General features: G+C 62.3%; 11 protein-coding genes. 4 read left to right on the top strand and 7 right to left on the bottom strand.

What is annotated here, in order from left to right; all coding sequences use genetic code 11:
- Nucleotide 1 precedes the first annotated feature (1 nt).
- Nucleotides 2-703, top strand: coding sequence for a DUF502 domain-containing protein (locus J5J10_RS07790; protein WP_208550300.1), 702 nt, complete (start codon nt 2-4; stop codon nt 701-703).
- On the opposite strand, the gene recG is transcribed toward J5J10_RS07790, so the two are convergent.
- The gene (gene recG / locus J5J10_RS07785) at nt 678-2,783 is read right to left on the bottom strand and encodes an ATP-dependent DNA helicase RecG (RefSeq protein ID WP_211929465.1); all 2,106 of its coding nucleotides are present in this window, start codon (nt 2,781-2,783) and stop codon (nt 678-680) included. The two genes, J5J10_RS07790 and recG, sit on opposite strands and share 26 nt — an antisense overlap.
- A 96-nt stretch (nt 2,784-2,879) precedes the next feature.
- Between recG and J5J10_RS07780 the strand changes: the two genes are divergently transcribed.
- Entirely contained in the window at nt 2,880-3,191 is a 312-nt protein-coding gene (locus J5J10_RS07780) for a succinate dehydrogenase assembly factor 2 (RefSeq protein WP_211929464.1), read from the top strand.
- A gap of 1 nt (nt 3,192) precedes the next feature.
- Entirely contained in the window at nt 3,193-6,699 is a 3,507-nt protein-coding gene (mfd, locus tag J5J10_RS07775; protein WP_211929463.1) for a transcription-repair coupling factor, read from the top strand.
- Between the two features lie 57 nt (nt 6,700-6,756).
- On the opposite strand, the gene J5J10_RS07770 is transcribed toward mfd, so the two are convergent.
- The 3 genes from J5J10_RS07770 to J5J10_RS07760 all read right to left on the bottom strand — a co-directional run bounded on the left by J5J10_RS07770 (nt 6,757) and on the right by J5J10_RS07760 (nt 10,288).
- Nucleotides 6,757-7,692 carry a DMT family transporter gene (locus J5J10_RS07770; protein ID WP_211929462.1) on the bottom strand — a complete coding sequence of 312 codons (936 nt, stop codon included), beginning with the start codon at nt 7,690-7,692 and terminating at the stop codon, nt 6,757-6,759.
- A gap of 58 nt (nt 7,693-7,750) precedes the next feature.
- Nucleotides 7,751-8,422, bottom strand: a complete 672-nt coding sequence (locus J5J10_RS07765; protein ID WP_211929461.1) for a DsbA family oxidoreductase — start codon at nt 8,420-8,422, stop codon at nt 7,751-7,753.
- A 108-nt stretch (nt 8,423-8,530) separates the two neighbouring features.
- Nucleotides 8,531-10,288: an extracellular solute-binding protein gene (locus J5J10_RS07760; protein WP_211931175.1), complete on the bottom strand. Its 1,758-nt coding sequence runs from the start codon at nt 10,286-10,288 to the stop codon at nt 8,531-8,533.
- Nucleotides 10,289-10,595: 307 nt separating this feature from the next.
- Here J5J10_RS07760 and J5J10_RS07755 point away from each other — a divergent pair, with 307 nt between their 5' ends.
- Nucleotides 10,596-11,231 (top strand): invasion associated locus B family protein, encoded by a 636-nt coding sequence (locus J5J10_RS07755; protein WP_211929460.1) that lies wholly within the window; start codon nt 10,596-10,598, stop codon nt 11,229-11,231.
- A gap of 72 nt (nt 11,232-11,303) precedes the next feature.
- Here the strand turns inward: J5J10_RS07755 and hspQ are convergent, their stop codons facing one another.
- The 3 genes from hspQ to glnA form a co-directional block, all read right to left on the bottom strand.
- Nucleotides 11,304-11,633 (bottom strand): heat shock protein HspQ, encoded by a 330-nt coding sequence (gene hspQ / locus J5J10_RS07750; RefSeq protein WP_208550319.1) that lies wholly within the window; start codon nt 11,631-11,633, stop codon nt 11,304-11,306.
- 82 nt (nt 11,634-11,715) lie between these two features.
- Nucleotides 11,716-12,627: a DMT family transporter gene (locus J5J10_RS07745; protein WP_211929459.1), complete on the bottom strand. Its 912-nt coding sequence runs from the start codon at nt 12,625-12,627 to the stop codon at nt 11,716-11,718.
- A 206-nt stretch (nt 12,628-12,833) separates the two neighbouring features.
- Nucleotides 12,834-14,243, bottom strand: a complete 1,410-nt coding sequence (glnA, locus tag J5J10_RS07740; protein WP_211929458.1) for a type I glutamate--ammonia ligase — start codon at nt 14,241-14,243, stop codon at nt 12,834-12,836.
- Nucleotides 14,244-14,303: the final 60 nt, after the last annotated feature.

The following is a 14,303-nucleotide window of genomic DNA, read 5'->3' as shown; positions in this document are numbered from 1 at the left end:
GATGAGCGACATCCATCCTGAGCGGATTTCCGTAGCGACGCGCCTGCGCAACAATTTCCTGACAGGCGTGATTATCTGCGCGCCGATGGCGATCACCATCTATCTGACATGGACCTTCATCCATTGGGCCGACAGTTGGGTAAAACCTTACATCCCCGATCGCTACAACCCCGAGTCCTACCTCAAGTTCGCGATCCCCGGATTCGGCCTGCTGATCGCGATCGTTGTCATCACGCTGGTCGGATTTCTCGGCCGCAATCTCATCGGTCGCTCGATCGTTCGCTACAGTGAATCCATCCTCAATCGCATGCCGCTGGTCCGCACGGTCTACAAGAGCACCAAGCAAATCTTCGAGACGGTGCTGAAAGAGCAGTCGAACTCCTTCAAGAAGGTCGGCCTGATCGAGTTTCCCAATCCCGGGACATGGGCCCTGGTCTTCGTCTCGACTGACGCGAAAGGCGAGATAGCCGCCAAGCTCAACGAGGATGGCGAGGAGATGGTCGCCGTCTTTCTCGCGCCCACTCCGGTCCCGACAGCCGGTTTCCTGATGTTCGTGCCGCGCAGCAAGCTGAAACTGCTCGACATGTCGCCGGAGGAGGGAATCAAGCTGTTGATTTCCGCCGGCCTCGTTACCCCAGAATACAAGGGCGCGGCGACCGAGACGGCGGTCGACCTGGTCACCCGGCCCGCAAAAACCGGATAGCCTCGTCGCGGCGGTGCAGATAGAGCAGCGTGCGCACAGCCTGGCCTCGCTCGCTCGTCAGGTCCGGATCCTTTTCCAGGAGATAGGCCGCGTCCTTGCGCGCGATCTCCAGCAGGTCCGCATGAGCCTCAAGACTGGCGATCCGGAAACCCGGCGTGCCGGATTGGCGGGTGCCGAGAAGCTCGCCTTCGCCGCGCAGGCGAAGATCTTCCTCGGCGATCAGGAAGCCATCCTCGCTTTCACGGAGGATATTGAGTCGCGCCCGGCCGTTTTCCGAGAGCGGCCCCTTGTAAAGCAGTATGCAGCTCGAGGCTTCGTCGCCGCGCCCGACGCGGCCGCGCAACTGGTGCAGTTGCGCGAGCCCGAAGCGTTCGGCGTGCTCGATCACCATAATGGAAGCATCAGGCACGTCGACGCCCACCTCGACCACGGTCGTCGCCACCAGCAGCCGCGTCTCGCCGGTCTTGAACGCCATCATCGCGGCATCCTTTTCCGGCCCGCTCATCCGGCCGTGCACAAGACCGATATCCGGACCGAGTGCGGCGACCAGCGTCGCATGTCGCTCCTCCGCCGACATCAGGTCGGAAACCTCTGATTCCTCGACCAGCGGGCAAATCCAGTATGCCTTTTTGCCTTCTGCGATCGCCGACTGCAGCCGGTCGACGATATCGCCGACACGCTCCATCGGCACCGTCACCGTCTGGATCGGTTTTCTGCCCGCCGGCTTCTCGGTCAGCTTCGAGACGTCCATGTCGCCGAAGGCCGCGAGTACCAGCGTGCGAGGGATCGGGGTGGCAGTCATGACCAGCATATGCGGCGAGATTCCCTTCGCGGTCAGCCGCAGCCGCTGGTGCACGCCGAACCGGTGCTGTTCGTCGACGACGGCAAGCAGCAGGTTCTTGTAGCTGACGCTGTCCTGGAACAGCGCATGCGTGCCGATGATGATCTGCGCCTCGCCGGTGGCGATGCGTTCGGTGATCGCGTCGCGTTCCTTGCCCTTGGTACGACCCGTCAGCACCTCTATGCGGATGCCAGCGGCTGCGGCCAGCTTCGATATCGTCGCGTGGTGTTGGCGCGCGAGAATTTCGGTCGGCGCCATCAGTACGGCCTGGCCGCCGCTCTCGACGGCCGCCGCCATCGCGAGCAGTGCCACCAGGGTTTTGCCGGCGCCGACATCGCCTTGCAGCAGCCGCAGCATACGCTGGTCGCCGGCCATGTCCGCGAGGATGTCGCGCACGGCCGCTTCCTGGCTGTTGGTGGGTGAGAAAGGCAGCGCGGTTCGGATCGCTCCGCTCATCTGTCCGGTCGCCTTTACCGGCGTCCCGGCGACCCGCCGCAGCTTCTGACGCACCAGCGCCAGCGATACCTGGCCAGCCAGGAATTCATCATAGCCCAGCCGGCGGCGCGCCGGAGCCTGCGGATCGATGTCGATCTCGTTACGCGGATGATGCAGCCCCATGAGCGCCGCCGTCGGTGGCGGAAAGCTCTGTTGCAAGGCAAGCGTCGCGTCGGCCCATTCCGGCAGAGCCGGCAGCCGTTCGAGTGCATGCTCGATGGCTTTGCGCAGCACCTTTGGCGAAAGCCCGGCCGTCAGCGGATAGACGGGCTCCGTCAGCGGCATCTCTCCCGCTTCGCTCGCCTTCACCATCAGGTCCGGATGCACCATCGATGGCCGGCCGTTGAACCAGTCGACCTTGCCGGAGACGATGATATCCTCGTCGACCGGCAGCGCCCTTTCCAGCCAGTTGCCCTTGACCTTGAAGAAGGTGAGCGCCAGTTCCCCGGTGGCGTCGTGGATGAACACCCGGTAGGGCAGGTTCGGCTTGCCGCGCGGCGGCGGCTGGTGCCGGTCGACACGTCCCGTGATCGTCACGATCGCACCCTGGGGGGCGAGCGCAATTCCCGGCTGGTTGCGCCGGTCGATCAGCCGGAACGGGGCGAGAAACAGGAGGTCGACGACCCGCGCATCGTCGGCATCCTCCTTGCCGAGCAGAGTCGCAAGCAGGCTCGCAACCTTCGGCCCGACGCCGGAGAGCGAGGATATGGGAGCAAACAGGGGATCGAGCAGCGTGGGTCTCATGGTGCCGGCAGGATGCGACGAGAAATGCGCCCGATGCAAGGCTGACAAGGGGCGGGCAGGGCGCTATAGAGGCGCATCAACAGGAAGGTGAATGACATGACAGGGCTGACGCTGAGCAGTGCCGATCTCGACCCCCGCCGGCGGCGCATCCTTTTCCGCTGTTGGCACCGCGGCATCCGCGAGATGGACCTGATCCTCGGCCAGTTCGCCGAAGCCGAGATTGGTCGCCTCGACGATGCCGAATTGGACGAACTCGAGCGTATTATGAGCGAGGAAGACAACGACCTCATCAAGTGGATCAACGGCGCAGAGCCAGTGCCCGCGCACCTGAGGACGCCGATGTTCGAGCGCATCGCCGCCGTCCGGCCGGACTTCTCGCCTGTCACCATGGAGCGGGATGGCCGCTGACATGATCCGCTTTCTTGATACCAAGGTCGTCTCGGACGTTGGCGTTCCGCTGACGCTGTCCAATGTCCAGCAGGGCATGGATGCCTTTCTGCTTGCCGAACTCGCCCGCGAGGGCCGTTCGATCGCCTACATCGTGTCGGACGGCCAGCGGCTTGCCGACGTCGAGCAGCTGTTGGGCTTCGCGGCGCCGGAGATACCGGTTCTGACTCTGCCGGCCTGGGACTGCTTGCCCTATGACCGCGTGTCGCCCAGCCATGACGTGTCGGCGCGGCGCCTTGCGGCACTTGGCGGCCTGATCGCGCGGGCGAAGAAGCCGCATCCGGCCATCGTCCTGGTGACGGTCAACGCCATGCTCCAGAAGCTGGCGCCGGCTGACGTTATCGAAAGTCTGTCGTTTTCCGCAAGACCGGGCAACCAGGTCCGCATGGACGATATCGCCGCCCGCCTTGAGCGTAACGGTTTCGAGCGCGTCGCGACCGTCCGCGAGGTCGGCGAGTACGCCGTCCGCGGCGGCATCCTCGACGTGTTCGTTCCCGGCTCGGAGGAGCCGGTGCGGCTCGATTTCTTCGGCGATACGCTTGAAAGCATCCGCTCCTTCGATCCCGCCTCGCAGCGCACCACCGGACAGGTCCGCTCCCTTGATCTCAATCCCATGAGCGAGGTGACGCTGACGCCCGAGACCATCGCCCGTTTCCGGAAGAATTATCTCTCGCTCTTCGGCGCTGCTACCCGCGACGACGCGCTCTATGCCGCTGTATCCGAAGGTCGCCGCTACGCCGGCATGGAACACTGGTTGCCGCTTTTCTACGACGGCATGCAGACTGCTTTCGATTACCTCGACGGCTTTACCTTCGTCACCGACCATACGGTGCGCGAGGCGGCGGAGGAACGTGCCAAGCTTATCCGCGACTATTACGAGGCGCGGCTGTCGGCGGGCGAGGGCGGCAAGGGCCATCTTGGGCAGGGCGCGCCTTACAAGCCTGTCCCTCCAGAGCACCTCTATCTCGGCTCGGGCCAGTTCGGCCGACTTCTCGACAGCGTCAATCCGGTGCGACTGACACCCTTCGTGGAGCACGACGGCGCTGGCCGCCGCGTCGTCGAACTCGCCGCTCGCCACAGCCCGCGCTGGGCCAAGACCGCGCTTGAGGAAAATGACGGCGCACGCGTCAACGTCTTCGAGCAGGCGGTGAAGTTCATCGCCGACAAGCGCGCGAGCGGCACGAAGGTGCTGATCTCCGGCTGGTCGGAAGGCTCGCTCGACCGCCTGTTACAGGTCCTCAACGAGCACGGCCTGGAAAAGCTGAAACCCGTCACAGCCTTGAAGGACGTCGACACCCTGAAGAAGGGCGAGGCGGCAACGGCCGTTCTGTCGCTGGAAGCAGGCTTCGAGGCCGACGGCATTCTCGTCATCGGCGAGCAGGATATCCTGGGCGACCGCATGGTGCGCCGGTCCAAGCGCCGCAAACGCGCCGCGGATTTCATCTCGGAAGTCACCGCGCTGGAAGAGGGCTCCATCGTCGTCCACGCCGAACACGGTATCGGGCGTTTCGTCGGGCTACAGACGATTGAGGCGGCAGGCGCGCCGCACGCCTGCCTTGAACTGCGTTACGCCGACGACGCAAAGCTGTTCCTGCCGGTCGAGAACATCGACCTGCTCTCCCGCTACGGATCGGATGGCTCCGATGCCCAGCTCGACAAGCTCGGCGGCGGCGCCTGGCAGATGCGCAAGGCCAAGCTCAAGAAGCGGCTGCTCGACATGGCGGGCGCCCTGATCCGGGTGGCAGCAGAGCGCATGACGCGGACGGCGCCCGTACTGACGACCCAGGAAGGTCTCTACGACGAATTCGCGGCTCGTTTCCCCTATGACGAGACCGAGGACCAGATGAACGCCATCGACGCCGTGCGCGGCGATCTCGGTGCCGGTCGTCCCATGGACCGTCTCGTCTGCGGCGATGTCGGCTTCGGAAAGACCGAGGTGGCGCTGCGCGCCGCTTTCGTCGCGGCGATGAACGGTATCCAGGTGGCGGTCGTCGTGCCGACCACGCTTCTCGCGCGCCAGCATTTCAAGACCTTTTCAGAGCGGTTCCGCGGCCTTCCGGTTCGCATCCAGCAGGCCTCCCGTCTGGTCGGCACCAAGGAGCTCAATCTCGTCAAGAAGGAGCTGGCCGAAGGCAAGGCCGACATCGTCGTCGGCACGCACGCTCTGCTCGGCACCGGCGTCCAGTTCGCCAATCTCGGCCTGCTGATCATCGACGAAGAGCAGCATTTCGGCGTCAAGCACAAGGAGCGGCTGAAGGAGCTGAAGTCCGACGTCCACGTCTTGACGCTCTCGGCGACGCCCATCCCGCGCACGCTTCAGCTCGCGATGACCGGTGTTCGCGAACTCTCACTCATCACCACGCCGCCGGTGGACCGAATGGCGGTCCGCACCTTCATCTCGCCCTTCGACCCGCTGGTTATCCGCGAGACGCTGATGCGCGAGCACTATCGCGGGGGCCAGAGCTTCTACGTTTGCCCGCGCCTCGCCGATCTGCCGGAAATCCAGGCCTTCCTGCAATCCGACGTGCCGGAATTGAAGGTCGCCGTCGCCCACGGACAGATGGCGGCGAGCGAGCTCGAAGACATCATGAATGCCTTCTACGACGGGCGTTATGACGTGCTGCTGTCGACCACCATCGTCGAATCCGGCCTCGACGTACCGACTGCCAACACCATGATCGTGCATCGTGCCGACATGTTCGGTCTCGCCCAGCTCTACCAGCTGCGCGGTCGCGTCGGCCGCTCCAAGGTTCGCGCCTTCGCGCTCTTGACCCTGCCCGTCAACAAGATGCTGACGCAGACGGCCGAACGCCGCCTGAAGGTGTTGCAGTCGCTCGATACGCTGGGCGCCGGCTTCCAGCTCGCCAGCCACGACCTCGACATCCGCGGGGCCGGCAACCTGCTCGGCGAGGAACAGTCCGGCCATATCAAGGAAGTCGGCTTCGAACTCTACCAGCAGATGCTGGAGGAGGCGGTCGCCGAGGTGAAGGGCATCGACGAAGTCCACGATACGGGCTGGTCGCCACAGATCTCGGTCGGCACCTCGGTTATGATACCCGACGATTATGTCCCGGATCTCCATCTGCGCATGGCGCTCTACCGTCGTCTCGGCGAGCTCACCGACCTCAACGAGATCGACGGCTTCGGCGCCGAGATGATCGACCGCTTCGGCCCGCTTCCGCCCGAGGTCCAGAGCCTTTTGAAGGTTGTCTACGTCAAGGCGCTCTGCCGCAAGGCCAATGTGGAGAAGCTCGACGCCGGCCCGAAGGGCGTGGTCGTGCAGTTCCGCAACAAGGAGTTCCCGAACCCGGCGGCCCTGGTCGGCTACATCGCCAAACAGGGCACCATGGCGAAGATCCGTCCCGACCAGAGCGTGTTCCTCACCCGCGACCTGCCGACGCCGGAAAAGCGCCTCGCGGGCGCGGCGATGGTCATGACTCAGCTCGCGGAACTGGCGACCGTCAAGTAGGACGACCGGCACGACATCGCTCGGACAACATTCAGCTCAGGCACGCGCTCGTGCGTGTCAGGCGTCGTCCGTCTCCGGCTTGATTGCCAGCGCCGCTTCTCCCTTGCCGGCGACGGGCGGGGGAAGCGGTACGCCGCGGGTGCGTTCGCGCGAGAGCGTCAGCAGGCCCGAGCCGATGATGAGGGCGATGCCGACAAGCATCGGCGTATCGATCCTGTCGCCAAACATCAGATAGCCCAAGCCGATCGCCCAGAGCATCTGGCTGTACTGGATCGGTCCGACAATGGCGGCCGGGGCGTAGAACGAGGCGTACATCAGGAGGATGTTACCGACCGCTCCAAGAATTCCATATCCGGCGAGATAAAGCCACTCCTCGCCCGTCGGGTTACGGTATTCCGGCAGCATCGCCAGCCCGCAGATGATCAGACCGCCCAGCAGCCCGGCGCCGTAGAGCGAGATGTTCTTCTCCTGCGGCCCGATCGCCCGATAGATGATGATCGACACGGCGCCGCTGAGGCCACCGAAGACGGCGCCGACGTGACCGATCGACAATTCGCGAAACCCGGGCCTGAGCACCACCAGCACGCCGAGAAAACCGATCAGCACGGCGCTCCAGCGTTTGATGCCGACGCTCTCCTTCAGGAAAACGACCGACATGATTGTCACGAACGACGGCAGCAGGAAGATCAGGCAGAAGGCCTCGGCCATCGACAGGTGCGTGAAGGCGGTCACGCTGCCGATGATGCCGGCTCCTGCCGAGAAAAACCGCAGGATCCAGAGCGGGCGGTTGGTGGTCCTGAAAATGTCGCGCCAGCTGTCGCCGCGCTTCATCAGGAAAGGCAGGGCGAAAATGCCAAACACGGCACCGAAGAAACCCGATTCGTAGGGACTTATCCCGCCTTCGATGAGTTTGACGCAGGCATCGCTGATCGAATAGGCGGCAAAGGCCACGAAGGCGACCACAATGCCCTTTAAGACGGTGTCGGAGCGCAAGGCGGAAGAATCCTGAGCGGGGGCGGGAGCCGATGCTTAGGATCGTTTGTGACCGAAATCAATTCAGTTTGTTGAGAGCCTGCAGCTTCTCGCGCGCCAGTTCGCGAAAAGCGCTGACCAGGACCTCGACCGGCTGCGCGCCACTCACCGCGTATTGCTGGTCGAGGATGAAGAAAGGCACGCCGCTTACACCCATGCGCTGCGCGGCGTCGATCTCCGAAACGACATGGTCCTTGTCCGCGTCGGTGGCAAGCAGTCGGCTGACCAGCGCCTCGTCCATGCCGGCTTCCCTGGCGACATCGATCAGAACCCGATGATCCCCGACATTGCGCCCCTCTTCGAAATTGGCCTTGAACAGGCCTGCGACGACGGCAGCCTGCACATCGCGATTTTCCTGTCCGGCCCAGTGGATCAGCCGATGCGCGTCAAGCGTATTGGGACCGACCTTGATGGCACCGAAGTCGAATGCGATCCCGACCTCACGGCCGAGCGATGTCAGTTGCTCGTGCGCCCGGTCCATATTGGCCTTGCCGCCGAGCTTCTTCGCGAGCTCCGTCTGATGATCCACGCCTTCCGGCGGATAGTCGGGATTGAGACGATAGGGTCGCCAGTTGACGTCGATCCCGATTTCGTCCTGCACTTCGGCGATGGCGAGGTCGAGCCGCGCCTTGCCGAGATAGCACCAGGGGCACACGACGTCTGAGACGATGTCGATCGTAATGCGGGCCATGGCGGTGTCCTTTCCGGTTGGCGCGGAGTGTCGCGCAGTTGGACGCGACTTAGGGCCTGTGGCGCCGGCTTTCAACCAGGCATCTTTCGGTAACTGCCCCGCACCGTTTCACTGCGCGCGCGTATCAAACCAGGTCGGTAGTTGATAACCGTAAAGCGGCGTCGTCTCGGGCCGACCGATATGCTTCCAGCGGGCCACCCACTGTTCCCCGACATGATAGAGGGGCACGACGTAGTGCCCGTCGACCAGCAACCGGTCGTAGGCCCGCACCGCTGCCTCGAAATCCTCCATGCTGCGGGCGTTGACCAGCGCGTCGATCATGCGGTCGACATCCGGATCGGCGACCCCGGCATAGTTGAAGCTGCCCTGCGCGTCCTTCGACGCCGAGCCCCACCGGTTGATCTGTTCGGCCCCCGGCGACAGCGAGGACGTATAGGCCTTGACGATCACGTCATAGTCGAAGCTGTTCGAACGCGCCTGGTACTGCGCATCGTCGACGGTGCGGATCGTCATGTCGATGCCAATCAGCGCCAGCGTCCGCTGATAGGCAAGCGCCATCTTCTCCTGTCCGGCATTCTGGGTCATCACCTCGAAGGCGAGCGGCTTGCCTGCCGCATCGACCATCTTGCCGCCCTGGATTTTGTAGCCTGCCTCAGTCAGGAGGCTGACCACCTGCCGCAGTACCTTGCGGTCGGTGCCGGAGCCGTCCGTCGCCGGCATGGTATACGTCCCCGCCAGGATCGCCGGATCGATCCGATCCTTGGCGGGACCGAGAAGGGCGAGTTCTCGTTCGTCGGCGACATTCCCATAGGCACCGAGCGCCGAATTCTGCCAGAAGCTGTGCGTACGATTGAAGGCGTTGTTGTACAGGTTCTTGTTGATCCAGTCGAAATCCAGCGCCAGCGACAGCGCCTCGCGCACCTTTTCATCGGCGAACAGCGGCCGCCGGACATTGAAGACGAAGCCGAGCATGCCGGAGGGCAGGCCGGGCTGGAACTCCTCCTTCACAACGTCTCCGTTCGTCACCGCAGGAAAGTCGTAGGCGCGTTCCCAATGGTTGGAATCGCCATCCGGATAGACGTCGACATCACCCTTCTTGAAGGCTTCGAACAGGGTCGAATCCTGCAGGAAGTAGGTCACCGAAATCTCGTCGTAATTGTCGAATCCGACCTTGGACGGAATGTCCTTGCCCCAGTAGTTTGGGTCGCGCTCGTATGTAATCCGCTCGCCCGGCCGGATCGCTTTGATCTTGTAGGGACCCGAACCGACAGGAACCTCCAGCGATGTCTGGTCGAAGGTCGCAGGATCGATCGCGTGCTGCGGCAGGATCGGCGACATGGCGATGATCAGCGGGGTTTCCCGGTTGGCCTTGTCGTCGAAGGTGAAACGGACGCTGTTTTCGCCAACCTTCTCCATCTTGTCCACGACCGCCAGGCGGCGGTTATACGGAGGACGGCCCTTTTCCTGGAGCAGGTTGAACGAGAAGATGACGTCCTCGGCCGTCACCGGCTTGCCGTCATGCCAGCGTGCCTTCGGGTTCAGGTTGAACTGGATGAAGGTGCGGTCGTCATCCCATTCGACGCTTTCGGCCAGCAGTCCGTAGAGCGAGAAGGGCTCGTCGGACGAGCGGGTCATCAGCGACTCGTAGAAAAGGTTTCCGTATTCCGGATCCCAGATGCCGCGTGCCGTGGTTCGCATCCCCTTGAGGACAAACGAATTCAGACTGTCGAACGTGCCGACGACACCATAGGAAATCTTGCCGCCCTTTTTCACGGTGGGATCGACATAGGGAAAATGCGTGTAGCTGGCAGGGAGCGCCGGTTCGCCGTGCATGGCAATGCCGTGAACCGGTTCGGCTGAGGCCATGGCGGGGAATGTCAGCAGGACAGCTAGGGCCAGTAAGCGACGCAAGGGAACCTCTCCTCATGGATCCGACTCAATCGCCGCGTAAACTAACATGAATGTGGCCCGTTTGAAGGCTTTCGGGGGAATCCTTGCCAGCCTTGGACGAAAGAAAAGCTGGATATTCCGGCCGCTGCGATGTAACAGGTTGAGCCGAACGGCCCGGGTCATGCATTTGCCTCATTTGCACGACAGGTCACGGAGGACGCCGGCCGAAACCATTTGAATTGCCGAAAGGCTGTTCCGCCGGATTTCAGGAGACGAATTTCGTATGTTTGAGAAAATGACCCCTTCGATGCGGATGGGATTGTCCGCGCTCGCTTTTGCCTTCGCCGCAGGCGCTGCACCGGTCGCCACGGCCCAGGAAGCGGCTCCTGCCGGCGCTCCGCCGCAGGGCTGGTTCAAGACCTGCTCGAAGCAGGAAGAGTCCGATGTCTGCGTCGTCCAGAACCAGGTCATCGCCCAGAACGGCCAGCTGATCACGGCCGTCGGCCTCATCTCGCTCGAGGGCAAGGTAAACCGCAAGATTCTTCAGGTGACGGTGCCGTCTGCACGTCTGATCCCGCCGGGTATCGGCATGCAGATCGACGGTGGCAATGTCCAGAAGATCGACTATGCCGTATGCCTTCCGGATCGCTGCACGGCTGAAATTCCGTTGACTGACGCCATTATCGCAAGCCTGAAGAAGGGCGGCGAGGTCGTCTTCACCTCCATCAACGTTCGCCGCGCGCCGAACCCGATCAAGATTTCGCTGTCCGGTTTCACTGGCGCGTACGACGGCGAGGCGATCACGCAGAACCAGGCTGAAGAGCGCCAGCGTCTGCTGCAGGAACAGATGCAGAAAAAGGCCGAGGAAAGCCGCAAGGCTCTCGAGCAGGCCCAGGATGCGGCCAAGCAGGGTCAGTAAACCGATCCGCAAAACAATGAAAAAGGCCCGGTTTCAGCCGGGCCTTTCTGCATTGAGGGTAGTTATCCAAGGTCAGTGGGCGAAGTTTGCCTTCGGCTTGTAGCGGCCAGCCTGTTCCATCACGAAGATCCTGTTGATCTGTGCGTTCCGGAGGGGCAGGGCGCTGTCATCGCGCTCAAGGTTCTGCTCCGAGACATAGGCGACGTATTCGCTCTCGTCGTTTTCCGCCAGAAGGTGGTAGAAGGGCTGATCCTTGCTCGGTCGGATTTCCGCCGGGATCGAATTCCACCATTCTTCGGTGCTGGCAAACTCCGGGTCCACGTCGAACACGACGCCGCGGAACGGAAAGACCTTGTGTCGTACGACGTCCCCGATGCCAAATTTTGCGTTGCGTTGTTTCATGGTTGCCTTCCTTTCCCTGCATTATTTGGGAAAGACGCAACCATACATCAAGGCTTTACGATCGGTTTTGTCGTCGAACCTTCTATCTTACGGGTCGCCTTGAGGCGACGATCAGTCCCCCCGTCACGAGGACGATGCCCGCCGCGTGATGCAGGTGAAACTGTTCCCCTAGAAAGATCACCGCCATGACGATCGAAACCGGTGGCATGAGGTAAAGCGTGATGCCGGCGAAGGCGGGGCCAAACACGTGAACCGCATGCTGGAAGCAGTAGAAGGCGGCAAGCGAAGCAAAGAGGATGATGCCCCCGAGCATCAGCCAGTCATGCCCGCTGTCCGGCATCAGACCGTTGTTGAGCATCTCGTATAGCGCCGGCGGCACAAGCACGACCGCGCCCGAGATCGCCAGAAGCCCGAACAGGGGTAGCGGTCCGAGCGCGGCCGCCGCCGGATGGCGCAGCGTCAGCGAATAGAGCGCGAAAGCAATCGCCGCTACGAGGATGCCGAGATCGCCCACATTGAAGTGGAAGTCCAGCAGTCTCTCAAGCGATCCCTCGAAGACGATGACGGCGACGCCCGTGAAGGCGATTGCCATACCCGCCAGTTGCAGGCGTCCGATCGGCTTTCCCAGGAACAGCCACTGGAAGAGGATGATGAAGAGCGACGATGTCGTGTAGATGAGCGTTGCATTGGACGCCGTGGTCAGTGTCAGGGCCCAGTAGACGAAGCCACCGCATATCCCCATCCCCAGAACACCGAGCCAGAGCCATATGCCCCAGTGGCTGCGCACGAAGTCGAGAGCGGCCCGTCGATGAGCAAACACGACAGGCGACATGATGAGCGCGGCTCCGGTCCAGCGGATGAGCGCGGTCGTGAACGGCGCGATCTCGCCGCTGACGCCCCGGCCAAAAATCAGGTTTGACGAAAAGAACACCGGCGCGAGGAGAAAGAGCAGCCAGTCAAACGCGTGTGGCTGCGCATCGGGGGCAGTTGTCATCGTTACCATATCCTGGTCTTCGGGAAGGCGATCGAGCTGGAAGCTGCGCCAACCTAGCCAAAAACGGTCGGGGGCGGAAGCAGTGTCTTCAATTCAGATGTAACATTAGCAAGTAGTCGCAAATGTCTGGAAGAGAAACAAAAAAGCCGGCGCCACCTTGGCGCCGGCTATGATTGTCTCCACGCAACCTGCGTAGCTCGGTTTGCTTAGACCGAGTAGTACATGTCGTATTCGACCGGATGCGGAGTCATTTCAAAACGCATGACTTCCTGCATCTTGAGTTCGATGAAGGAGTCGATCTGGTCGTCGTCGAAAACGCCGCCGGCGGTGAGGAACTTCCGATCCTTGTCGAGGCTCTCCAGAGCTTCGCGCAGCGAGCCGCAGACGGTCGGGATCTTCTTCAGTTCCTTCGGCGGCAGATCGTAGAGATCCTTGTCCATGGCCTTGCCCGGATGGATCTTGTTCTTGATGCCGTCGAGGCCGGCCATCAGCATGGCGGCAAAGGCGAGGTAGGGGTTGGCCGTCGGATCCGGGAATCGGACTTCGACGCGCTTGGCCTTCGGATTGGAGCCGAACGGGATGCGGCACGAAGCCGAGCGGTTGCGGGCCGAATAGGCCAGCAGAACCGGAGCTTCGTAGCCCGGAACCAGACGCTTGTAGGAGTTGGTCGACGGGTTGGTGAAGGCGTTGATCGCCTTGGCGTGCTTGATGATACCGCCGATGTAGTAGAGGCAGCTTTCGGACAGGCCCGCATATTCGTCACCGGCGAAGGTCGGCTTGCCATCCTTCCAGATCGACTGGTGCACGTGCATGCCCGAGCCGTTGTCGCCGAAGATCGGCTTCGGCATAAAGGTGGCCGTCTTGCCGTAGGCGTTGGCGACCTGATGCACCACGTACTTGTAGATCTGCATCTTGTCCGCATTCCGCACCAGCGTGTCGAATTTGATGCCGAGCTCGTGCTGGGCCGCCGCCACTTCGTGGTGATGCTTTTCGACGACGACGCCCATCTCGCCGAGCACGGTCAGCATTTCGGAGCGCATGTCCTGCAGGCTGTCGATCGGCGGGACCGGGAAGTAGCCGCCCTTGACGCGCGGACGGTGGCCGAGGTTGCCGGTTTCATAATCCGTGTCGTCGTTCGACGGCAGTTCGGAGGAATCGAGCTTGAAACCCGTGTTGTACGGGTCGGCCTTGTATTTGACGTCGTCGAAGACGAAGAATTCGGCTTCCGGGCCGACAAAGACGGTGTCACCGATGCCCGAGGCCTTCAGGTACGCCTCGGCCTTCTTTGCCGTGCCGCGCGGGTCGCGGTTATAGGCTTCGCCGGAGATCGGATCGAGGATATCGCACATGATCACCATGGTCGACTGGGCGAAGAACGGATCCATGTGAACCGTGGCCGGATCGGGCATCAGCACCATGTCGGACTCGTTGATGGCTTTCCAGCCGGCGATCGAGGAGCCGTCGAACATCACGCCGTCGGCGAACATGTCCTCGTCGACGCAGGTAACGTCCATCGTGACGTGCTGCATCTTGCCCTTCGGATCGGTGAAGCGCAGGTCGACGAATTTGACGTCGTTGTCCTTGATCTGCTTCAGGATATCGTTTGCGGTCGTCATATACGTGTTCCTTGGGTGTGAGATGACGATTGTCCCGGACCGTATTTTTGTCCCGGAAAG

Source organism: Ciceribacter sp. L1K23 (assembly GCF_018122705.1).
GTDB lineage: Bacteria > Pseudomonadota > Alphaproteobacteria > Rhizobiales > Rhizobiaceae > Allorhizobium.
This window is presented reverse-complemented; position numbering and strand designations above follow the sequence as displayed.